At 62.2% G+C, this 20,077-nt stretch carries 18 protein-coding genes and 1 tRNA gene; 12 read left to right on the forward strand and 7 right to left on the reverse strand.

Going from position 1 to position 20,077, the window contains the following annotated elements; translation table 11 throughout:
* Positions 1-145 precede the first annotated feature (145 nt).
* Positions 146-613, reverse strand: a complete 468-nt coding sequence (locus AC0L3E_RS06565; RefSeq protein WP_473604475.1) for an Hsp20 family protein — start codon at positions 611-613, stop codon at positions 146-148.
* Positions 614-1,093: 480 nt separating this feature from the next.
* Here AC0L3E_RS06565 and AC0L3E_RS06570 point away from each other — a divergent pair, with 480 nt between their 5' ends.
* The gene (locus AC0L3E_RS06570; protein ID WP_127329365.1) at positions 1,094-2,071 is read left to right on the forward strand and encodes an alpha/beta fold hydrolase; all 978 of its coding nucleotides are present in this window, start codon (positions 1,094-1,096) and stop codon (positions 2,069-2,071) included.
* A 98-nt stretch (positions 2,072-2,169) separates the two neighbouring features.
* Here the strand turns inward: AC0L3E_RS06570 and hisN are convergent, their stop codons facing one another.
* Both hisN and AC0L3E_RS06580 read right to left on the reverse strand, forming a co-directional pair.
* Positions 2,170-2,943 (reverse strand): histidinol-phosphatase, encoded by a 774-nt coding sequence (gene hisN, locus AC0L3E_RS06575; protein WP_127270523.1) that lies wholly within the window; start codon positions 2,941-2,943, stop codon positions 2,170-2,172.
* A 325-nt stretch (positions 2,944-3,268) separates the two neighbouring features.
* Complete coding sequence (locus AC0L3E_RS06580) at positions 3,269-4,210, reverse strand: N-formylglutamate amidohydrolase (RefSeq protein WP_473604476.1); 942 nt, start codon at positions 4,208-4,210, stop codon at positions 3,269-3,271.
* A 163-nt stretch (positions 4,211-4,373) separates the two neighbouring features.
* Between AC0L3E_RS06580 and cpdR the strand changes: the two genes are divergently transcribed.
* Positions 4,374-4,736: a cell cycle two-component system response regulator CpdR gene (cpdR, locus tag AC0L3E_RS06585; protein ID WP_006199474.1), complete on the forward strand. Its 363-nt coding sequence runs from the start codon at positions 4,374-4,376 to the stop codon at positions 4,734-4,736.
* 116 nt (positions 4,737-4,852) lie between these two features.
* A tRNA-Val gene (locus AC0L3E_RS06590) sits at positions 4,853-4,927 on the forward strand.
* Positions 4,928-5,109: 182 nt separating this feature from the next.
* Here AC0L3E_RS06590 and AC0L3E_RS06595 read toward each other — a convergent pair.
* The 3 genes from AC0L3E_RS06595 to AC0L3E_RS06605 all read right to left on the reverse strand — a co-directional run bounded on the left by AC0L3E_RS06595 (position 5,110) and on the right by AC0L3E_RS06605 (position 6,401).
* A complete protein-coding gene (locus AC0L3E_RS06595; RefSeq protein ID WP_473604477.1) occupies positions 5,110-5,505 on the reverse strand; it encodes a hypothetical protein in 396 nt (131 codons plus the stop codon).
* A 14-nt stretch (positions 5,506-5,519) separates the two neighbouring features.
* Entirely contained in the window at positions 5,520-5,879 is a 360-nt protein-coding gene (locus AC0L3E_RS06600; protein ID WP_127272393.1) for a lysozyme inhibitor LprI family protein, read from the reverse strand.
* A 315-nt stretch (positions 5,880-6,194) separates the two neighbouring features.
* A complete protein-coding gene (locus tag AC0L3E_RS06605; protein ID WP_127267240.1) occupies positions 6,195-6,401 on the reverse strand; it encodes a hypothetical protein in 207 nt (68 codons plus the stop codon).
* Between the two features lie 406 nt (positions 6,402-6,807).
* Between AC0L3E_RS06605 and AC0L3E_RS06610 the strand changes: the two genes are divergently transcribed.
* Positions 6,808-9,075 carry an alginate lyase family protein gene (locus AC0L3E_RS06610; RefSeq protein WP_473604478.1) on the forward strand — a complete coding sequence of 756 codons (2,268 nt, stop codon included), beginning with the start codon at positions 6,808-6,810 and terminating at the stop codon, positions 9,073-9,075.
* Positions 9,076-9,232: 157 nt separating this feature from the next.
* On the opposite strand, the gene AC0L3E_RS06615 is transcribed toward AC0L3E_RS06610, so the two are convergent.
* Complete coding sequence (locus AC0L3E_RS06615) at positions 9,233-10,387, reverse strand: dihydrodipicolinate synthase family protein (RefSeq protein ID WP_473604479.1); 1,155 nt, start codon at positions 10,385-10,387, stop codon at positions 9,233-9,235.
* Between the two features lie 240 nt (positions 10,388-10,627).
* On the opposite strand from AC0L3E_RS06615, the gene AC0L3E_RS06620 reads away from it, so the two are divergent.
* From AC0L3E_RS06620 to AC0L3E_RS06655, 8 genes are all read left to right on the forward strand, one after another.
* The gene (locus AC0L3E_RS06620; protein WP_127329373.1) at positions 10,628-11,686 is read left to right on the forward strand and encodes a LacI family DNA-binding transcriptional regulator; all 1,059 of its coding nucleotides are present in this window, start codon (positions 10,628-10,630) and stop codon (positions 11,684-11,686) included.
* Entirely contained in the window at positions 11,683-13,284 is a 1,602-nt protein-coding gene (locus AC0L3E_RS06625) for an acyl CoA:acetate/3-ketoacid CoA transferase (protein WP_127329375.1), read from the forward strand. The genes AC0L3E_RS06620 and AC0L3E_RS06625 overlap by 4 nt, the downstream gene beginning before the upstream one ends.
* Positions 13,277-14,053 (forward strand): enoyl-CoA hydratase/isomerase family protein, encoded by a 777-nt coding sequence (locus AC0L3E_RS06630; RefSeq protein ID WP_292353188.1) that lies wholly within the window; start codon positions 13,277-13,279, stop codon positions 14,051-14,053. Before AC0L3E_RS06625 ends, AC0L3E_RS06630 begins: the two co-directional genes overlap by 8 nt.
* 10 nt (positions 14,054-14,063) lie before the next feature.
* On the forward strand, positions 14,064-15,575 hold the full coding sequence (locus AC0L3E_RS06635; protein WP_473604480.1) for an aldehyde dehydrogenase family protein: 1,512 nt from the start codon (positions 14,064-14,066) through the stop codon (positions 15,573-15,575).
* Between the two features lie 57 nt (positions 15,576-15,632).
* Positions 15,633-16,886: an ABC transporter substrate-binding protein gene (locus AC0L3E_RS06640; protein ID WP_032900903.1), complete on the forward strand. Its 1,254-nt coding sequence runs from the start codon at positions 15,633-15,635 to the stop codon at positions 16,884-16,886.
* A 104-nt stretch (positions 16,887-16,990) separates the two neighbouring features.
* Positions 16,991-17,947, forward strand: a complete 957-nt coding sequence (locus tag AC0L3E_RS06645) for a carbohydrate ABC transporter permease (RefSeq protein WP_024502750.1) — start codon at positions 16,991-16,993, stop codon at positions 17,945-17,947.
* Positions 17,944-18,888 (forward strand): carbohydrate ABC transporter permease, encoded by a 945-nt coding sequence (locus AC0L3E_RS06650; protein WP_023810088.1) that lies wholly within the window; start codon positions 17,944-17,946, stop codon positions 18,886-18,888. Before AC0L3E_RS06645 ends, AC0L3E_RS06650 begins: the two co-directional genes overlap by 4 nt.
* A gap of 4 nt (positions 18,889-18,892) precedes the next feature.
* Positions 18,893-20,008 (forward strand): ABC transporter ATP-binding protein, encoded by a 1,116-nt coding sequence (locus AC0L3E_RS06655; RefSeq protein WP_023810089.1) that lies wholly within the window; start codon positions 18,893-18,895, stop codon positions 20,006-20,008.
* Positions 20,009-20,077 lie beyond the last annotated feature (69 nt).

A 20,077-nucleotide genomic window follows, 5' to 3' on the forward strand; every position in this document is an offset into this window, starting at 1 on the left:
TCTCACCCTCTTCCACACCCGTTTGCCCACCACCCCTTTTTATGCCCCCGTTTTGGCCCCGCTGACCCCCTTAAACCTAATACCCCCCAAAAAAAAACCGCGCCGCCTTGCGCCCCCGCTTCCGTCTCGGGAGGAGACTTGTATTTTAGGCAGCGGTCTTGGCCTCGATCTGCTTGGCCTTGGCCGAAGACGCCGTAATGGCGATCTTGCGCGGCTTCAGCTCCTCGGGGATGTTGCGCTTGAGGTCGACGAAGAGCAGGCCGTTCTTCAGCGAGGCGCCAACGACCTCGACGTGGTCGGCAAGCTGGAAGCGGCGTTCGAAAGCCCTCGAGGCAATGCCGCGATAGAGCAGCTCAGAGCCTTCGCCGATACCCTCGTCCTTGCGCTCACCCTTCACGGTCAGCACGTTGCGATGGGCTTCGATCGAGATTTCCTCGTCCGAGAAGCCGGCAACCGCCATCGAGATCCGGTAGGAATCCTCACCGGTGCGCTCGATGTTGTAGGGCGGATAGGTCTGCGCGCCATCCGGCTGCGCAAGCGAATCGAGCATCGTGAACAGACGATCGAAGCCGACGGTCGAGCGATAAAGCGGGGAAAAATCAACGTGACGCATGAGGTGTTCTCCTGTTGAGCAACATGGTTTGCGTATGGCCGGTGCGAAACCCTTGAGCGGCGTTTCGGGTGGACCAGCGGCCCCGACATTGGCGACCGCACGAGACATTTGGGGAGCGCTGGAAAGCATTTCAAGATTTCACCTGGCGGCAAAAGCCACGGCGGCCGGACCCTTGATGAACGGCAGATGAACCGGCACTTCGGCGCGCGTTCAGGCAGCCGGCGCTAAAGTCCATTCCAGGATCAAGGACTGGCGGCGCCGATTGCACAACAGGCACCGCAACGAGGCCGACCGGGTGTAACGTCCCTTCCTCCCGGATCGACAGGAGCCGGAAGCACGCTTTCAAGCGGCTTCCGGCCTTCCCTGATGCAGCCTCCCCTTCACCGGGAATTCCTTGGCTTTTGGCGCATGGGCGTCTATCACCTTAGCGGAGCCGGCCAGCGCAGGCGGGCATGCGAGACGCCGAGCACGAAGCGCCGAATGACGGATCTTTTCACCGAAAACTCCCTTTTTCACGAAATCGAGGGCAATCCGCGGCCGGAAAATGCCACCGGCGGCTTCTTCACCACGCGTGACCGAAAGAATATCCGCTACGGCCTGTTCGGCGCGGTCGCTCGCCCGATGAAGGGCACCGTGGTCCTGCTCACCGGCCGCAACGAGTGCATCGAGAAATATTTCGAAACCATCCGCAACCTTGCCGATCGCGGCTTTGGCGTCGCCACGCTCGATTGGCGCGGCCAGGGCGATTCCGACCGGCTGATCCGCGATCACCAGCGCGGCTACGTCAGCAGCTTCCGCGAGTACACCGCCGACCTCGAACAGTTCTTCGAGGAGATCGTGCTGCCCGATTGCCGCGGACCGTACTACATCCTCGCCCATTCGGCAGGTGCCTTGATCACCCTGCTTGCCGCCCCATCAATGGTGAACCGCATCCGGCGCATGGTGCTGATCGCGCCCTTCCTGACGCTGCCCGACCTGCCGGTCTCGATCTCGACGGTTCGCCGCGTCTGTTCTCTGTTCTGCGCTCTCGGCCTCGGCCGGCTCTACGCCGCCTGGGGTCCGCGGCCGAGGATTACGGCCCCTTTCGAGACCAACAAGCTGACATCGGACCCGGAGCGCTATCGGCGCAACACACGGATCTATGAAGAATACCCGCAACTGGCGCTTGGCGGGCCGACGATCCGCTGGCTGCAGGCAGCCGCGAAAGCATCGGAAGCCGTCAGCGACCCCGATTTCATGGCTCGGATCCAGGTCCCGCTGCTGATCATCGCCGCCGGCGCCGACCAGGTCGTCTCGACCAGGGCCGTGGAAGCCTACGCCAGGCGTCTGCGGCTCGGTTCGCTGCTGATGATCGATGGCTCCCGCCACGAAATCCTGCAGGAAGCCGACATCTACCGCGAGCAATTGCTCGCCGCCTTCGACGCCTTCATTCCCGGCAGCGACGACCCCACAGCCTGACGGGCGCCGGTCGCTGGCCCGCTCCCCAAGGGGCGCCGCCGGCAGTAAAACGACTGCTTCAAGCGGTCGGCATCACCTGAATGGCGGCGGACGCTCGTTTAGCCGCGCAGGGCGGCCATGGCGGCGGCATGAAGTTCCGGCGTCGCCGCGGCGAGTACATCGCCGCCCTGTTCCGCCGGCCCGCCATCGAATGTGGTGACGACGCCGCCTGCCTTTTCGATGATCGGGATCAGCGCCACGATGTCGTAGGGCTTCAATCCGGGATCGGCGACGATGTCGACGCTTCCCGAGGCGATCATGGCGAAGGCATAGCAATCGGCGCCATAGCGGGCGAGCTGGATCTGTCTTTCGAATGCATCGTAACGGTTGCGCGCCTCGCCCTTGAACAGGGCCGGCGTGGTGGTGAACAGCGTCGCCTGGTCCAACTTCGTCGTCTTGCGGGTCGTCAGTTTTCGCGGCCCGCCTGGCCCCTCATAATGGGAGCCCGAGCCGTTGGCGTAGAAAAGCTCGCCGGTGAAGGGCTGCGCCATCATGCCGGCAACGGCGTCGCCGTCGACCGTCAGCCCGACCAGTGTGCCCCACACCGGCAGACCGGAAATGAACGCGCGGGTGCCGTCGATCGGGTCAATCACCCAGACGTGCCGGCTCGAAATGTTCTCGCTGCCATGCTCCTCGCCTAGAATACCATGATCGGGATACTCAGCCGATATCAGAGCCCGGATGGCGCGCTCGGCCTCGCGATCGGCCTCGGTGACCGGATCAAAACTGCCCTGTTCCTTGTTGGCGACCGCACCTTGGGCACGAAAGCGCGGCAAGGTCTCCGCCGCTGCCGCCTGCGCGATGCGACGCATGAAATCGATGCTGATGTCCAACTGATTCTCCCGCATTGCAGCATGCCCGAGCCCGGCTTTGCCGCCAATTTCGTGCCAAAACAAGGGTGTCGAGGATTTTTCCGCGACGGCATCTGTTGCCTGGATGTCACACAGGCGCCATCGAAACGCAATTTCCACATCAGAGTGAATTAAAAAAGGCTGAAGGTCGCTTGACATTTGTGCAGCGCACAATACCCTCAATCTCGGACAGGGTTTCCTGTCCATGCCCTCCTTGGGCGTTTCCTCCCTAGACTTCGACCGTATCGTGCAAACGATGCGGTCTTTTTTTATGGCGCCATTCAGTCCGCGGCCAGCGGCAGGTTATTCACTCCGCGGCCAGTGGCAAGTCGATGAAATGATGATCGGGCATCGACATCAGGTCGGCTGAGAACCGCGTCAGATCGTCGGCCAGCGCATCGAAGCCGGCAGCCTTCTCGAATGTCCGCTCGTTCATATAGAGCCCCCGGTTGACCTCGATCTGCAGCGCGTGCAGATGGCGCGCCGGGCGGCCATAGTGCTCGGTGATGAAGCCGCCGGCATAGGGCTTGTTGTGGGCGACCGAATAGCCCATGGCGCTGAGCAGGCTGATCGCGGTGTCGGTCAGGGCGGCCGTTGCCGAGATGCCGAAACGGTCGCCGATGATGAAGTCGGGCCGCTGGCCGCTGTCGCCGACCCTGATGCTCGCCGGCATCGAATGACAGTCGATCAGCACGGCAAAGCCGAACCGCGCATGGGTTCTGGTCAACAGCCGCTTCAGCGTCTCGTGATAGGGCTTGTAGACGGCCTCGATGCGGGCGACCGCTTCGGCCAGCGGCAAGCGGCCGGAATAGATGTCGAGCCCCTCGCCGACCAGCTTCGGCACCGTGCCCAGCCCGCCGGCCACCCGTGCCGAGCGGATGTTGCAGAAGGACGGCACCGGCTCGGCGAACATGCGCGGATCAAGCTCCCACGGTTCACGGTTGACGTCGAGATAGGCCCTCGGGAAATTCGCCGCCAGCAACGGCGCGCCGAGCGCGACGGTGCCGCCGAACAGCTCATCGACGTAGCAGTCCTCGGACCGGCGGATGGCGTTGCGGTCCAGCCTTGCCATGGCAAGGAAGCGCTCCGGATAGTAGCGGCCGCTATGCGGTGAGTTGAAGAGGAAGGGGACGCGCTGCTCGACGCCCGACCGGATTTCGAAGGGTGGAAAGACCGAAAAATCCTCGGCTGCCGTCTTCAATTTGAACGAACCCGAAAACACCAGTGCATCATGATGTGAAAGTGCCACCTTGCAAGCCTCGTGTCCAGCATTTCGGCCGCAGCACACGCCCGGCAAATATGGATCATCCCCGTCAGCGTTCACTTGATGTTTACCCTCACCTCCTCATATACAGGATGGTTAACGGGCTTGCCCAACGGCAACCTCGGGCGGGTGATTCGGACGGGATATCATGGCACGCATTCTTCTGGCGGAAGACGACGACGATATGCGTCGGTTCCTCGTCAAGGCGCTGGAGCGCGCCGGTTACCAGGTCAGCGATTTCGACAATGGCGCCAGCGCCTATGAGCGGCTGCGCGAGGAGCCTTTCTCGCTGCTGTTGACCGACATCGTCATGCCGGAGATGGACGGCATCGAACTGGCGCGGCGTGCCACAGAGATCGATCCTGATCTGAAAGTCATGTTCATCACCGGTTTCGCCGCCGTTGCGCTGAACCCGGATTCCAAGGCGCCGAAAGACGCCAAGGTGCTGTCGAAGCCCTTTCACCTGCGCGACCTCGTCAACGAGGTCGAGAAGATGCTGCAGGCGGCCTGAGCCCTTTTCTAGGCGAGGCGCCGCACCTCTTCGCCACTGCGGCGAGACGACGCCTTCTTTCCTTTTTCCTGCTATTGACGCGCTAGATCAAAAATGGTGTATGCGCGGCTTCGGATGGGCGTGTAGCTCAGCGGGAGAGCACTGCATTGACATTGCAGGGGTCACAGGTTCAATCCCTGTCACGCCCACCATCCAACCAGACAAGCAGATCTTGCATCGGCATTTCCCGGCTGGTTCCCCAGAGGTAGAGAGGTTCGCATAGGTTGACTTATAGCCTGCACCTGGCGCAACGCCGCATGCAGTGCTTGAGCTTGGCGAACGGTTCTCGATTGGGTCGAGGCCGGACTATCGGGGCAAGCCTTGCGGAGCCGGCCTACTGGTCATCGTCATCGCCATTGTCTGGATTGTCGACCAAACATCCCGCGCCGTGACACCCTTGGTAATTGCCTTGAGTGTCGAAATTCGGATTGCCGTCCTTGTCGTAACTCGGCCTTGGGTCGATGTAGCTGTCGTTCTTTCGACGCGCTTCCTTGCGATCCTTGTCTCTCTGTTCCTGCGCGGCTATGCGATCCATTGAGCGCTGCTCGTCTTCTGAACGTTGTGAAGTCTGTTGCATCATGCAGTCGGCAAACCTGTTGGTTCCTGGCCTATAGCCGTAAGAAGCGCACCGTTGCTGATCCATTGCGCGCTGATCCTCAGCGCTGACGCAACCAGCAACCGCCAACGGCACAAGCGCGATCAGCACATATCTCATCTTGAAATTCGGCATTTTGTCACTCCAGATCATTCTGATGGCACCGGGCAAGAGAGGTCACCCTCCTGGCAGTTCAGGTAGGCCCTCAACTGCCTGGTGCGAGCCTTGGTCAGTTCAGCTTGACAAGCAGCGGCAACCATCGGCGCCGCGGAGCCACCATCGTCACCGCTGGATTGAAATGTGCATTCGGCGTTGCGGAACGCAATCCACGCTCTCTGCGCTTTCACCAACCGCGCCTTGCCGTCGGAATCGTCCGTAAGCCGCTTCTGGATTTGCTTGAAGGTTTGGTTTAACGCCTGATCGGCTCTTTTGAAGTCCGAAGCTGGATCAGCCAGAGCCGCGGTGGCGGCGAACGACAGCATGGCGACGCCAGCAAGTAGAAAACGCATGATTGTATCCCCGGAATGAAAACAACCACAAGTAAGCACGCATGGGGGCAGCCGACAAGCACCGAAAAACCGTATAGTAAGCAAAGGGTTGTCGGGTTCAACAACGCAGGACGGACGAGGCTGGGGCCGTGAGGTGATATGCGGGGAATGGCCGCCACAAGCTGACGTTGAGATTTGCCGTTTCGCCATTGTCGTGGGCGGCGCCGGCGAGTTTCGCAACCCGGTCCTGGCAGACCGGACGCCGGACGCAAACGCCGTCGCGGAAAGCTGTGCGCCCGTCCCGGTGCTGACCGGGACGGGCGACAGGCAATCAGATCATTGCGGCTCTGGATCAGGCGTATTTCCCGGCCTGTCGCCGCCGCCCTTGCCTTCACGGCAAGGCTCGCCGATGCCGCAGCATTTGCCGTTGTAGGTGACGCCGGGCTTCAGCTTGTCGCATTCCCTGGGAGCGGTTGTCTTGCAGCCGGCCAGCACCGAAACGGCGATGGCGGCCAAAAGGACGTTTCTTGAAACAGTAAACATCAGACGTTCTCCTTGATGGACCATGTTTGGACACATCGCTTGGTCGCGCCTCGGGAGAAATTGGTTCACAAGAAAATTGCGATCACCGGCGGAATCTTTTTGCGAGCTTGCCTTCGCGTGAAGGCGCATCGCCGATGCCGGGGCATTTGCCATGCTATGTGGTTTTCGGATTTGATTTATCGCATTGTCTTGTCGGCGTTGCCTGCAACCTGCCGTGACCGATGCAGCAGAACCGTAACAGGACATTCGCAACATTGCAGGCGAGAGACGTTTTCCATGATGATCGCGTTGGACAATTCAGGGCTTGGTCGCCTCACACTCAGAAATGGTCCAGGATCGAAGCCGGAATGGTTGGTGAAACTGCGCGCATTCCCGAGGCGGTGATCGGGTCTCCTTGCGTGCCGTCATGAGTTCACAGTCCAGAAGGGAAAAACTGTCGCCTTGGCCGAAGATACATCGCGAACTGAACCGTGTGCGCACGCAATTGCAGTCGCCGTGGTCGACATTGGGCAACGCGCTCATTTCCGCAAAGCAGAACGCTGAATACCGACGCGAACTCGGCAAGCGGATCGAAGCCGCCCGCGAGACTTACACGGCGTCGCCGATCTCGCAGATTGCCGACAGCTTCATGCTCGTCCGGATCATCGGCAATGATCTGGAACCGCGACACCGCAAGGGCCAGTCATTCGACAACGTGCTGTTCATTCTGGACAACGAACCGGTCTTCGACGCCTGCGAAAAATTCTGGATCGTCAATCGGATAGTCGACACCGACGAGGAAGCCCGGATCATCGGCCTGCTCGAAAGCCGCCGCCAGAATTTTCACACAATCCCCTTCGAACTCGATGCGTACCGGAAGATATCCTGGGACGTCGACCAGCTTGTTGCCGGCGACCTCAGATTCTCAGAGAAGGGCCGGGCGAGCGGAAAGTCCGCGCGTTACGAAACGCACATCCGCCGCAGCAAGAACCTCTATGTGATGAACAACAATGGGGCTCGCAACGCCGCGCTCGCGATTGCCCGCGGCAGGGCAAAATGGCTGATGCCCTGGGACGGGAACTGCTACCTGACAGGCTCTGCGTTCCAGCGGATACGGTCCGCGATCGAGAGAAACCCGCACCTTCCCTACGCTGTGGTGCCCATGGCGCGTATTGTCGACAATGCGCTTCTGCTGGACCAGAGCTTCCAGCCGCCGGCCGAGGAAGAGCCGCAGATCATATTTCGAGCCGATACCACGCAACTGTTCGACGAAAACTATGGCTACGGAAGGCGGCCAAAAATCGAGATGCTGTGGCGGTTGGCAGTTCCCGGCCCCTGGGATCGCTACCGCGACGACGCCTGGGATTTTCCACGCCCGGTCCGGGCAGCGGATGCCGGGCTGCTCCAGAAAGCGGGCTGGGTGGCGCGCCTGGATTCAGGACGTTCGCATCTGGAGATCGGCAAGGCCGGCTTCGTCGCGCGTCTGGTCAGCCGCGACCAGGCGATCGTCGATATGGTCGATCAATGTGACGCCAAGGCAGTCGCCGCTCGGCTTGATACCTCCCGCCTGGCTTTCTATGACGAAGACGCCCTCGCCCACGCGGTAAAGGACGGACCCATCCTGCGCTATCTCGAAACCGCGGCCGGTCAGGCACTCGCCCGCGGTCCGTTCAGCGTGCTCGACAAGACTGGCCGAGCCCCCAGCGGGGATCCCCAGGACTATTTTCGCCCGGCGCCTTACTGGTGGCCCGACCCCGACAGACCCGATGGCCTGCCCTATATCAGGCGCGATGGCGAACGCGTGCCCGGCACGGCATTGTATGCAGCAGGAAGCGAAACCTACGATCGCACACGCTTACAGCGCGTCTTCGACGACACAACCGTGCTTGCGCTCGCCGCAACCGTGCTTGATGGACGTCATTACGCCGTCCACGCCGCGAGGCTCATTCGCGCATGGTTTGTCGATCCCAAGACAAGAATGAACCCGCATTTGCGCTATGCGCAGGTGCGGTCGGGCCACGACAACAATGAAGGGGCCGGCTACGGCATCATCGAGCTGAAGGATTTCTATTTCTTCCTGGATGCCGTACGCTTGATCGAGCGAACAGGAGTACTGGGCGACGAGGATCGCGAGGCGTTCAGAGCCTGGCTCGGTTCCTACTGTGAATGGCTGGACACCGCGCCGGCAGCCGCGACGGCCTTCTGCAGCAGCAGCAACCAAGGAACGTACTACGATTTGCAGCGGGCATCGATCGCCACATTTCTTGGCGACAGCGCCACCCTGGCCAAGATCAGCCTCTATGCTCGGGAGAGATTGGCGACCCAGATCGCAGCCGACGGCTCCTTGCCCAGGGAACTGTCCCGCACGCGCCCCAGGCACTACGCCATGTTTACCTTGCAAGGCTGGACGTCATTGGCCCGTGTCCTGTCTTCGGTTGGTGACAATCTCTGGCAGCACAAGACAGCCGAGGGACTGGGACTGGTCCAGGCGCTGCACTGGCTTGTTGCGCACGAGAACAAGCGACACACCATGTCGGCCGAAACTGTCGATCCGGATCGGCTTGGGCCGCTGCTTCTCGACCTGACGCATCATGATCCCGCAGGGATGCCACCTGCCGATCTGGGAAGGGCGGCCAAGCCCATTTTTCATCCAGACGAGGCAATCGCGCCTTTTTGGCTGTGGCGAAGACGTTAGAGCAGTTCACCGTTTCACGGAAACGGCGACCCGCTCTAACTCCTTGTTTTTACGCAATTCCGGACGGAAAACCGTTTCACACTTTTCCTGGAATTGCTCTAGGGACGTCCGGCATTCCTGGCCTGTCACGTCGATGATGAGAACCACTTTCCCGAAATCAAACGCCCGCGACGGTGCAAAGGCTCTTCATTCTGGCCACCGCCAGATCGGGATCAGCGAGCAATCCGGCCTGGTCGGCAAGGCGGAACACGTCGGCATAGTGACGGATGCCGCGCGCCGACTGCATGCCGCCGACCATCGCAAAATGGTCCTGATGGCCGTTCAGCCAGGCCATGAAGACGATGCCGGCCTTGTAGTACTCGGTCGGCGCCTCGAAGATTTTTCGCGATAGCGGCACGGTCGGCGCCATCAATGCGTCATAGCCGGCGCGGTCACCCTCCGCCAGTTTCGCCAGCGCTGCATTGGCGACCGGCGCAATCGCATCGAAAATACCGAGCAGTGCGTGCGAGTGTCTTTTCTCGTCGCCGACGATCAGTTCGGGATAATTGAAATCGTCGCCAGTGAACATGGCGACGCCGTCCGGCAGACGGTTCCTCAGCGCGACCTCCTTGCCGGCATCGAGCAGTGAGATTTTTATCCCCTCGACCTTGCCAATATGGCGTTCGATGATGGCAACCACTGTATCGAGAGCGGCCTCGAAATTCTCGCTGCCCCAATAGCCCCTGAGCGCCGGATCGAACATGTCGCCCAGCCAGTGCAGGATGACCTTGCCGGATGCTTGGGACAGGATGCGGTCGTAGACGCTGACATAGTCGTCCGGCCCCCTGGCAACTGCCGCCAGTGCCCGGCTGGCCATCATGATCGCCTTGCCGCCCAAGCCTTCGATGAAAGCGAATTGCCGCTCATAGGCGGTGACCACATCGTCCAGCGTCCTGGCGGCGGCGGGCGCCAGATGGTCGGTCCCGGCACCCGAGGCGAGATCGGCGCCATCGACGGTACGCGCCTCGGCGATCGAACGGCGGATCAATTCCTGCGCGTTTGCCCAGTCGAAACCCATGCCGCGCTGCGACGTGTCCATCGCTTCGGCGATGCGGAATCCCAGCCGCCACAGATGGTGACGGAACGTCATCGTCCTGTCCCAGTCGACCACCGGCCTGGACCACGGATCGGTCATGGCAAGCGGATCGGCAACGACGTGCGCGGCGGCATAGGCAATACGCGAAAATCGCGCGCCGATGTCAGGCTGCACCGGTTCGCCGACCAGCGTGTACCGGGTGCTGCCGCCCCCCTCACCAGGCAAGGCAATGTCCATCGATCTCTCCCTTCGCAACGCTATTAAATGGAACGTTCCAATAAATCAAGAACCTTTAAGATTCGAATTCCACGGCGGGAAGAATGCTGCATTGCAACACAAAAGCCTTATGGAGCAAGCCATTTGAGTACGCACGATCGGCATTCGAGACGCGAGAAAAATCCCGATTGACTCACGACCGGAGCAGAGATTAGAACGTTCCAATACTTTTGGGCCTGCAGTCGGGGAGGATGCATCTGGATGGCCAACCGGGCCAAGGCGACGATATTCGACATCGCCCGCGAAGCAGGCGTGTCCAAATCGACGGTATCGCTCGTGCTCCAGGGCAGCGGGCTGATCCGGCCCGAAACAGCGAGCAAAGTGCGCAAGGCGATCGAGGATGTCGGTTACGTCTACAACCGCGGCGCCGCCAATCTGCGCAAGGCGCACTCCAATGTCATCGGCATGGTCATCAACGATCTCACCAATCCTTTCTTCGCAGAGCTGGCGGTTGGGATGGAGCGGGTCTTCCAGTCGGCCGGTATCGTGCCGTTCATCGCCAACACGGCGGAAAATCCGGTACGCCAGGAAGAAGTGCTGAAGTCGTTGATGGAGCAAGGCGTCGCCGGCCTCATCGTGTCGCCGGCTCGCGGCACGACGCCGGGCGCCTTCAGGCGGATCGAGACGGCAGGTCTGCCGGTGGTCTTCGCCATGCGCCGGCTTCCCGAGAGCCGTATTCCGGTTATCGCGCCCGACAATCATCGCGGCGCCTATCTCGCCACCGCCCATCTGATCGGCAAGGGACATCGCAGGCTGGTCTTCTTCGGCGGTTCGTCCGACCTGGTGGTCTATCACGATCGGCTTGGCGGATTTCGCGAAGCCTGCGAGACGCAGGGCATCTCCGACCGCGACGCACTGGTCGTCGAGGGAGAGACCAGCCGCAGAGGCGGCATCGCGTGCCTCGAAACCGCTCTCGCAATGGCTGAACCGCCGACCGCGGCACTCTGCTTCAACGACGCCGTCGCCTTTGGCGCCATGCTGGCGCTGCGCAAGCGCGGACTTGAGCCGGGAGTTGATTTCGCCATCGTCGGGTTCGACGATGTGGCCGAGGCCGAACATTACATGCCAGCTCTGACCAGCGTCGCGGTGGACTCGGCCGGCCTCGGCGAACGCGCCGCCCATGTCATGCTGAAAATGATCCAGTCGCGCACCACGCGCGCTGAGGACCATATCGGCGCGGTCAATCTCGTGGTCAGGGAAAGCTGTGGCCCGGATCGCCGCACCCGAAACAGGACGGCCGGTTCGGGGAGCACGAATTGAGCAAGGTCGTTTCGGCAGCTCAGGCAGCGGGCCTGATCAAGGACGGCATGGTCGTATCCGTGTCGTCGTCGAGCGGTCTCGGCTGTCCCGACGCCGTGCTCGCCGCGATCGGCGAACGCTTCGATGGGGAAGGCCACCCAAAAAATATCACCACGCTGCACCCGATCGCCGCCGGCGACATGTACGGCATCAAAGGCATCGACCATCTGGCCAAGCCGGGACTGCTGAAGCGTACTTTGTGCGGCTCCTACCCGTCCGGCCCCTCCTCTTCCGAACCGCCGCAGATATGGAAGATGATCGGCGACAATTCGGTGGCCGCCTACAACGTGCCGTCCGGCATCCTGTTCGACATGCACCGCGAAGCGGCCGCCAAGCGGCCGGGCGTGCTGACCAAGGTCGGCCTCGACACCTTCGCCGACCCACGCCACCAGGGCTGCGCCATGAACGCCGCCGCAAGCGAGCCGATCGTTTCGGTGCAGCAGTTCGACGGCGAGGAATGGCTCTATTTTCGCTCCATCGTGCCGCAGGTCTCGATCATTCGCGCCACGTCGGCCGACGAGCGCGGCAACCTCACCTACGAGCATGAGGGCGCCTATCTCGGTGGCCTCGAACAGGCGCTCGCCGCCCGTAACAATGGCGGCATCGTTATCGCGCAGGTCAAGCGCGTCGTCGAAAACGGTACGCTGAAACCGCATGACGTGCGCGTGCCGGGCGTCCTGGTGGACCATATCGTCGTCGCGCCCGACCAGTTGCAGACGACGCTGACACCCTATGACCCAGCGATCTCCGGAGAAATCTTCCGGCCGCTGTCGAGCTTCCGCACGCCGGAGATGAACGTCCAGAAAGTGATCGCGCGCCGCGTCGCCATGGAGTTGCGCGACGGCATGGCCGTCAACATCGGCTTCGGCATTTCCGCCAATGTCCCGCGCATCCTTCTCGAGGAAGGACAGCACGGCAAGATTACCTGGGTGATCGAACAGGGCGCGGTCGGCGGCGTGCCGCTGCTCGACTTCAAATTCGGCTGTTCGTCGAACGCCGACGCCTTCATGCCCTCGCCGCACCAGTTCATTTATTTCCAGGCGGGCGGCTTCGACGCCTCGCTATTGTCCTTCCTGCAGATCGACCGCCATGGCTCGGTCAATGTCTCGAAGCTTTCGGCGCGCCCGCATGTCACGGCTGGTGCCGGCGGCTTTGTCGACATCACCGCGCGGGCGAAGAAGATCGTGTTTTCCGGCTTCTTCAACGCCGGGGCAAAACTCTCATTGGCCGATGGCGGCATCCGCATCGATCAGGAGGGCAAGGTCAAGAAGGTGGTCAACGAAGTCGAGCACATCTCGTTTTCGGGCAAGCGCGCAGTCGCGCAGGGACAGGACATCACCTATGTCACCGAACGCTGCGTGATGAGGCTGACGCCGGAGGGCCTGGTCGTCACAGAACTCGCACCCGGCATCGATCTGCAGCGCGATGTGCTGGCGCAGTCGGAAATTCCGTTGGGCATTGCCAAGGACCTCAAGACGACACCGGCAGCCCTCTATCAGGAGCAACCGATAGGCCTGTCGCTGAATGGCGGCGCCTCGCTTGGAGGCGCGCATGGCTGAGCACCTCGTCACCTTTGAAACCGACGGCGCCATCGGCGTCGTCACGCTGCGCCGGCCGGAGAAATTCAACGCGCTGGACATTCCGATGCTGCGCGCGTTGGAGACGGCGCTTGACGCGGCCGAGATGGCCGAGGGCGTCCGCGTCGTGCTGCTGCGCGGCGAAGGCAAGGGATTTTGCGCCGGTGGCGATGTCGAGGCCTGGGCGCGGATGAGTGCCGCCGATTTCCAGGTGCAATGGGTACGCTACGGCCACCGCGTCTTCGACCGGCTGGCGCGGCTCAGGCAGCCGACCATCGCTGTTTTGTCGGGCCATGCACTGGGCGGCGGGCTGGAGCTGGCTGTGGCTTGTGATTTTCGCGTGGCGGAAACACAGGTGAAACTGGGCTTCCCCGAAACCTCGATCGGTGTCGTACCCGGCTGGTCAGGCACGCAACGCGCCGTGCGCCGCTTCGGCACGCAGACGGTGCGCCGGATGGCGCTCGGCGGCGAGATCTTTCTCGCCCCCGAGGCACTCGCTCTGGGCATCGTCGACCGGGTGGTCGCGACTGGCAAGGCATACGACGAAGCAAGGGCGTGGGCGGAAAAGATCGCCGAGCGCGGCCCGCTGGCGACCGAAGCCGCCAAGCTGATGATCGCGGTCGCCGAAGGCGAGGAAAGTGCCGCCGCCACCGAAGCGCTGGCCAGCGGCTTCATCGCCCTGACCGGAGATCTCAAGGCCGGCGTCGATGCCTTCAAGGCCAAGCAGAAGCCGGCCTTTTCGAGATCCTAGAGGAAAACAGATGAACGCCCCACTCAAGATCGCCATGCCGGCCGAGGCGGCTGCGGCACCGAAAGCGTACAGACTGCTGATCGACGGCAAGCATGTCGATGCCCGCGACGGCCGCATGATTGCTCGAAATAGCCCCGGCCACGGCTTCACCGTCTCGCACTACGCACAGGCCGGCGAGGCCGAAGTGGAAGCCGCTGTGCAGGCCGCCCACAAGGCGTTCGAGACCGGTCCATGGCCGCGCACGAAGGCAGCTGAGCGTGCCGCGATCCTGCTCAAGGCGGCTGACCTGATCGAGGGCCGGCTGGAAGACATCGCCCGGCTCGATGCACTGGAATCCGGCAAGCCGGTCGCCCAGGCGCGCGGCGAGATCGGCGGCGCCGTTGACATCTGGCGCTATGCCGCCTCGCTTGCCCGCACGTTGCATGGTGAATCCTACGCCAATCTCGGCGATGCCATGCTGGGCGTCGTCCTGCGCGAGCCGATCGGCGTCGTCTCGATCATCACCCCGTGGAATTTCCCCTTCCTGATCGTCAGCCAGAAACTGCCCTTCGCGCTCGCCGCCGGCTGCACGGCGGTGGTCAAGCCGAGCGAAATGACCTCGGCCTCGACCTTTGTGCTCGGCGATATCCTGATGCAGGCCGGCCTGCCCGCCGGCGTCGTCAATATCCTGGCCGGGCTTGGCGCCGATGTCGGTGCGCCGATGGTCAGCCACCCGCTGGTCGAGATGGTCTCGTTCACCGGCTCCACCCGCGTTGGCAAGATGACGATGGCGTCCGCCGCGCAGTCGCTGAAGAAAGTCTCGATGGAGCTCGGCGGCAAGAACGGCCAGATCGTCTTCCCGGACGCCGACCTCGAAGCGGCCGCCGATGCGGCGGTATTCGGCGGCTTCTTCAATGCCGGCGAGTGCTGCAATGCCGGGAGCCGGCTGATCGTTCATGAGGCGATCGCCGACGATTTTCTCAGCACCGTCAAGGCGCTTGCCGCCAGGGTCACGGTCGGCGATCCGCTCGATGACCAAACCAAGGTCGGCGCGATGATCTCGTCCGACCATCTGAAGAAGGTGGCCGGCTATGTTTCTGCCGCTGAAGGCGACGGCAGCCAGGTTTACAGCGGAGGCAAGCAATTGGCCTCCAATGTCGGCCAATACCTCGATCCCACCATCATCCGCGGCGTTACCGAGGAGATGGCCATAGCGCGCGAGGAAGTGTTCGGTCCGGTGCTCTCGGTGCTGACTTTTGAATCGATTGAAAAGGCGTTGCACATCGCCAACAACACGCCCTATGGTTTGTCGGCGGGCGTGTGGAGCGCCAGCATCGACACTTGCATGTCGGTCGCGCGTGGAGTGCGTTCGGGAACCGTTTGGGTGAACACATTCATGGAAGGTTATCCCGAGCTGCCTTTCGGAGGCTACAAGCAGTCCGGTCTCGGACGCGAACTCGGCAAACGCGCCGTCGAGGACTATACCGAGGAAAAGACAATCCAGTTTCATCGCGGCCTGCGCACCGGGTGGTGGGTCGGCTGAGTTGAGAAGAACCCGGTGGGCTTCACCGGTCGTGTAATGCAACAAGGGAGGTAGTACATGTTGCGCAAACTGCTTATCGGAACCGCTCTCGCATCCGGCCTGGCTTTCGCGGCCCACGCCGAGGACGTCAAGGAAGTGCAGATGCTGCATTGGTGGACGTCGGGCGGCGAAGCGGCTGCTCTCAACGTCCTTAAGGGCGACCTGGCCAAGGAAGGCTATGCCTGGAAGGACGTGCCGGTGGCCGGCGGCGGCGGCGATGCCGCCATGACCGCGCTGAAGGCGATGGTCGCGGCCGGCAATTATCCGACCGCCTCGCAGATGCTCGGCTATACCGTGCTCGACTACGCCGCTGCCGGCGTCATGGGCGACCTGACCGAAACGGCGAAGAAGGAAGGCTGGGACAAGTCCGTTCCGGCAGCCCTGCAGAAGTTTTCGGTCTATGACGGCAAGTGGGTCGCGGCGCCGGTCAACGTTCACTCGGTCAACTGGCTGTGGATCAACAAGGCCGTCCTGGACAAGATCGGCGGCACCGAGCCGAAGACCTTCGACGACTTCGTTGCCCTGCTCGACAAGGCCAAGGCGGCAGGGGTGATCCCGCTCGCTCTCGGCGGCCAGAACTGGCAGGAAGCCACCATGTTCGACTCCGTCGTGCTGTCGACCGGCGGACCTGAGTTCTACAAGAAGGCCTTCAACGACCTCGACGACGCCTCGCTCAAGTCCGACACGATGAAGAAGTCGTTCGACAATTTGGCCAAGCTCGTCACCTATGTCGACCCCAACTTCTCCGGCCGCGACTGGAACCTTGCCACCGCCATGGTCATCAAGGGCGACGCCCTGGTGCAGGTCATGGGTGACTGGGCCAAGGGCGAGTTCAACGCCGCCAAGAAAACGCCGGGCACCGACTTCCTCTGCTATCGCTTCCCGGGCACCGACGGCTCGGTGATCTACAACTCCGACATGTTCGGCATGTTCAACGTTCCGGACGACCGCAAGGCCGCCCAGGTCGCGCTGGCCACCGCCACCCTGTCGAAGAGCTTCCAGTCGGCCTTCAACGTCGTCAAGGGTTCGGTTCCGGCCCGCACCGACGTTCCGGACACCGACTTCGACGCTTGCGGCAAGAAGGGCATCGCCGACCTGAAGGCAGCCAACGAAGGCGGCACGCTGTTCGGCTCGCTGGCCCAGGGCTATGGCGCGCCCCCGGCGGTCGCCAATGCCTATAAGGATGTCGTCTCCAAATTCGTCCATGGTCAGATCAAGACCTCGGACGAGGCCGTGACCGAGCTGGTCAAGGCGATCGACGACGCCAAGTAAGCGCCACGCGCCAAAAACGCCTTCCCCGCTCCGGCGGGGAAGGCCCAGATCCGCGAACTTAGATCCGCGAAGCTGGTTGGCCGCGAGTCGACGGGAGGAGCCCCATGAGCACGGTAGCGACAAGCCAGATCAAGCTGACGCCGGAGCATGCGCGGCCACGCGCCTCGGTGCGCTCACGCCTGCAGGACGCATTGCCGAAGATCGTGCTGGCGCCCAGCTTCGCCATCACCATCGTCTTCGTCTACGGCTTCATCCTGTGGACGATCTATCTGTCCTTCACCAATTCCAAGACCTTTCCATCCTATGTCCTGACCGGCTCGCGCGCCTATCAGCGGCTGTGGGGCTGGACCTTCGACACCGACCCGCCGTCGAGCTGGTACACGTCGATCACCAATATGGGTATTTTCGGTTTCCTCTACATCGCCATCTGCCTGGCGCTCGGCCTGTTCCTGGCCATCCTGCTCGACCAGAAGATCCGCGGCGAAGGCGTGCTGAGGCCGATCTATCTCTACCCGATGGCGCTGTCCTTCATCGTCACCGGCGTCGCCTGGAAATGGTTCCTCGATCCCGGCCTCGGCCTCGAGCAGACCTTGCATCAATGGGGCTGGACGAGCTTCCATTTCGACTGGATCAAGAACAAGGATTTCGTCATCTACACGGTGGTCATTGCCGGCGTCTGGCAGGCCTCCGGCTTCATCATGGCGATGTTCCTGGCCGGCCTGCGCGGCATCGACGGCGAGATCATGAAGGCGGCGCAGATCGACGGCGCCACCACCTTCCAGCTCTACCGCCGCATCGTCATCCCGCTGCTGCGGCCGATCTTCCTGTCGGCTTTCATCGTGCTCGCGCATCTCGCCATCAAGTCCTACGATCTCGTGGTCGCACTGACCAGCGGCGGGCCCGGTGGATCGGCCTGGCTGCCGTCCAACTTCATGTATGAGTACACGTTCAAGCGCAACGAAATGGCCGTCGGCTCGGCCAGTGCGGTGATCATGCTGATGACCATCGTCGCAATCATCGTGCCCTATCTCTATTCGGAACTGCGGGAGAAGCCGCGATGAGCGCCGTCACCACTCCCGCCCGCCAGGCCTCTGGCGGCGTCAACGTCAAGGTTATCAACCGCATCGTCATCTACGGGCTGCTGGCGCTGTTTGCGCTATTTTATCTGATGCCGCTGTTCGTCATGCTGGTGACCTCGTTCAAGACCATGGACGAGATCCAGAACGGCAACATGCTGGCGCTGCCCAGGGCACCGACCTTCGATCCCTGGCTGAAGGCCTGGGGCGAGACCTGCGTCGGCCTCACCTGCGCCGGCATCAAGGGCTATTTCTGGAACTCCATCAAGATGGTGGTCCCGGCCGTGCTGATCTCGACGATGCTCGGCGCGCTCAACGGCTACGTGCTGACCAAATGGCGTTTTCGCGGGGCAACGCTGGTGTTCGGGCTGATGCTGTTCGCCTGCTTCATCCCGTTCCAGTCGGTGCTGCTGCCGATGGCGACCATCCTCGGCAGCCTTGGCCGCTTCGGCGTCACGCTGCAGAATGCGACGGGAACCAGCTTTGGCCTCGGCAACCCGACGGTCAACCTCGTCTTCGTCCACGTCGTCTACGGCATCGGCTTCACCACGCTGTTCTTCCGCAACTACTACGAGGCGTTCCCCACCGAACTGGTCAAGGCGGCACAGGTCGACGGCGCATCCTTCTTCCAGATCTTCCGCCGCATCATGCTGCCGAACTCGATGCCGATCTTCGTCGTCACCGTCATCTATCAGTTCACCAACATCTGGAACGACTTCCTGTTCGCCTCGGCCTACGCCGGCACCGGCGACGCAATGCCGATGACGGTGGCGCTCAACAACGTCGTCAACACCTCGACCGGCGTCGTCGAATACAACGTCAACATGGCCGCCGCGATGATCGCGGCACTGCCCACCCTTCTCGTCTATGTGCTCGCCGGCCGCTATTTCGTGCGCGGTCTGATGGCGGGCGCCGTCAAAGGATAATCCGATGGCTTTTCTGGAAATTGATGGTTTGAGGAAGCGCTTCGGCCAGGTCGAGATCCTGAAGGGGATCGATGTCGAGCTCGAGAAAGGCGGCTTCCTGGTGCTGGTCGGCCCTTCCGGCTGCGGCAAGTCGACCTTGCTCAACACCATCGCCGGCCTGGAGACAATCACCTCGGGCGAAATCCGTGTCGACGGCCGCACCATCAACGATCTGCACCCTTCCAAGCGCGACATCGCCATGGTGTTCCAGAGCTACGCGCTCTACCCCAACATGACGGTGGCCGGAAACATCTCCTTCGGCATGGAGATGCGCGGCGTGCCGGCGGCGGAGCGCCAGAAGGCGATCGACAAGGTGGCCAAGGTGCTGCAGATCGGCCACCTCTTGCAGCGCAAGCCGAGCCAGCTTTCGGGCGGCCAGCGCCAGCGCGTCGCCATGGGCCGGGCGCTGGTGCGCGACCCAAAACTGTTCCTGTTCGACGAGCCCTTGTCCAACCTCGACGCCAAGCTGCGTGTCGACATGCGCATCGAAATCAAGCGCCTGCATGCCACCACCGGCACCACCATCGTCTACGTCACACACGACCAGATCGAGGCGATGACGCTGGCCACCAAGATCGCGGTCATGCGCGATGGCGAGGTGCAGCAGTTCGGTACGCCGGCCGAAATTTACAACAACCCGAGCAATCTCTTCGTCGCCGATTTCATGGGCTCGCCGGCGATGAACCTGATCCCGGCGACGATCGGCACGTCAGGCAACGCGCTGTCCGTCGTGCTGCAGCGCGAAGCACGAGAGCCGATCTCGCTGCCGATGGCCAATGCACCGGCCGGCCTGTCGGCATTCCAGGGCAAGCCGATCATCTTCGGTGTCCGTCCCGAAGCCCTGACCGATCCGGAAGGTGCCGAGCGCAACGCCTCGCACATCGCCACCGCCGACTGTCACATCGAGGTCGTCGAACCGGCCGGCTCGGACACTTTCGCCGTCACCAATCTCGGCGGCAAGGGCGTGGTGGCGCGGCTGCGCGCCGACGCCAACATCCAGCCGGGCACCAACACGCCGCTTGCCTTCAACTTGACCAAGGCGGTGTTCTTCGATCCGGCGACCGAGACCCGTATTCGCTAATGTATGTCGCCCAAAAGTGGATCCGGTTTTGGGGCAACGACATGCATCAAAACAAAAAACTAAAGCGCG

Source organism: Mesorhizobium sp. WSM4822 (assembly GCF_055811155.1).

Bases quoted from the DNA above. Each gene is read 5' to 3' on its own strand.
- AC0L3E_RS06565 (WP_473604475.1), bottom strand. From the start codon at position 613: ATGCGTCACGTTGATTTTTCCCCGCTTTATCGCTCGACCGTCGGCTTC.
- AC0L3E_RS06570 (WP_127329365.1), top strand. From the start codon at position 1,094: ATGACGGATCTTTTCACCGAAAACTCCCTTTTTCACGAAATCGAGGGC.
- cpdR (WP_006199474.1), top strand. From the start codon at position 4,374: ATGGCACGCATTCTTCTGGCGGAAGACGACGACGATATGCGTCGGTTC.
- AC0L3E_RS06595 (WP_473604477.1), bottom strand. From the start codon at position 5,505: ATGCCGAATTTCAAGATGAGATATGTGCTGATCGCGCTTGTGCCGTTG.
- AC0L3E_RS06600 (WP_127272393.1), bottom strand. From the start codon at position 5,879: ATGCGTTTTCTACTTGCTGGCGTCGCCATGCTGTCGTTCGCCGCCACC.
- AC0L3E_RS06605 (WP_127267240.1), bottom strand. From the start codon at position 6,401: ATGTTTACTGTTTCAAGAAACGTCCTTTTGGCCGCCATCGCCGTTTCG.
- AC0L3E_RS06610 (WP_473604478.1), top strand. From the start codon at position 6,808: ATGAGTTCACAGTCCAGAAGGGAAAAACTGTCGCCTTGGCCGAAGATA.
- AC0L3E_RS06615 (WP_473604479.1), bottom strand. From the start codon at position 10,387: ATGGACATTGCCTTGCCTGGTGAGGGGGGCGGCAGCACCCGGTACACG.
- AC0L3E_RS06620 (WP_127329373.1), top strand. From the start codon at position 10,628: ATGGCCAACCGGGCCAAGGCGACGATATTCGACATCGCCCGCGAAGCA.
- AC0L3E_RS06630 (WP_292353188.1), top strand. From the start codon at position 13,277: ATGGCTGAGCACCTCGTCACCTTTGAAACCGACGGCGCCATCGGCGTC.
- AC0L3E_RS06635 (WP_473604480.1), top strand. From the start codon at position 14,064: ATGAACGCCCCACTCAAGATCGCCATGCCGGCCGAGGCGGCTGCGGCA.
- AC0L3E_RS06640 (WP_032900903.1), top strand. From the start codon at position 15,633: ATGTTGCGCAAACTGCTTATCGGAACCGCTCTCGCATCCGGCCTGGCT.
- AC0L3E_RS06645 (WP_024502750.1), top strand. From the start codon at position 16,991: ATGAGCACGGTAGCGACAAGCCAGATCAAGCTGACGCCGGAGCATGCG.
- AC0L3E_RS06650 (WP_023810088.1), top strand. From the start codon at position 17,944: ATGAGCGCCGTCACCACTCCCGCCCGCCAGGCCTCTGGCGGCGTCAAC.
- AC0L3E_RS06655 (WP_023810089.1), top strand. From the start codon at position 18,893: ATGGCTTTTCTGGAAATTGATGGTTTGAGGAAGCGCTTCGGCCAGGTC.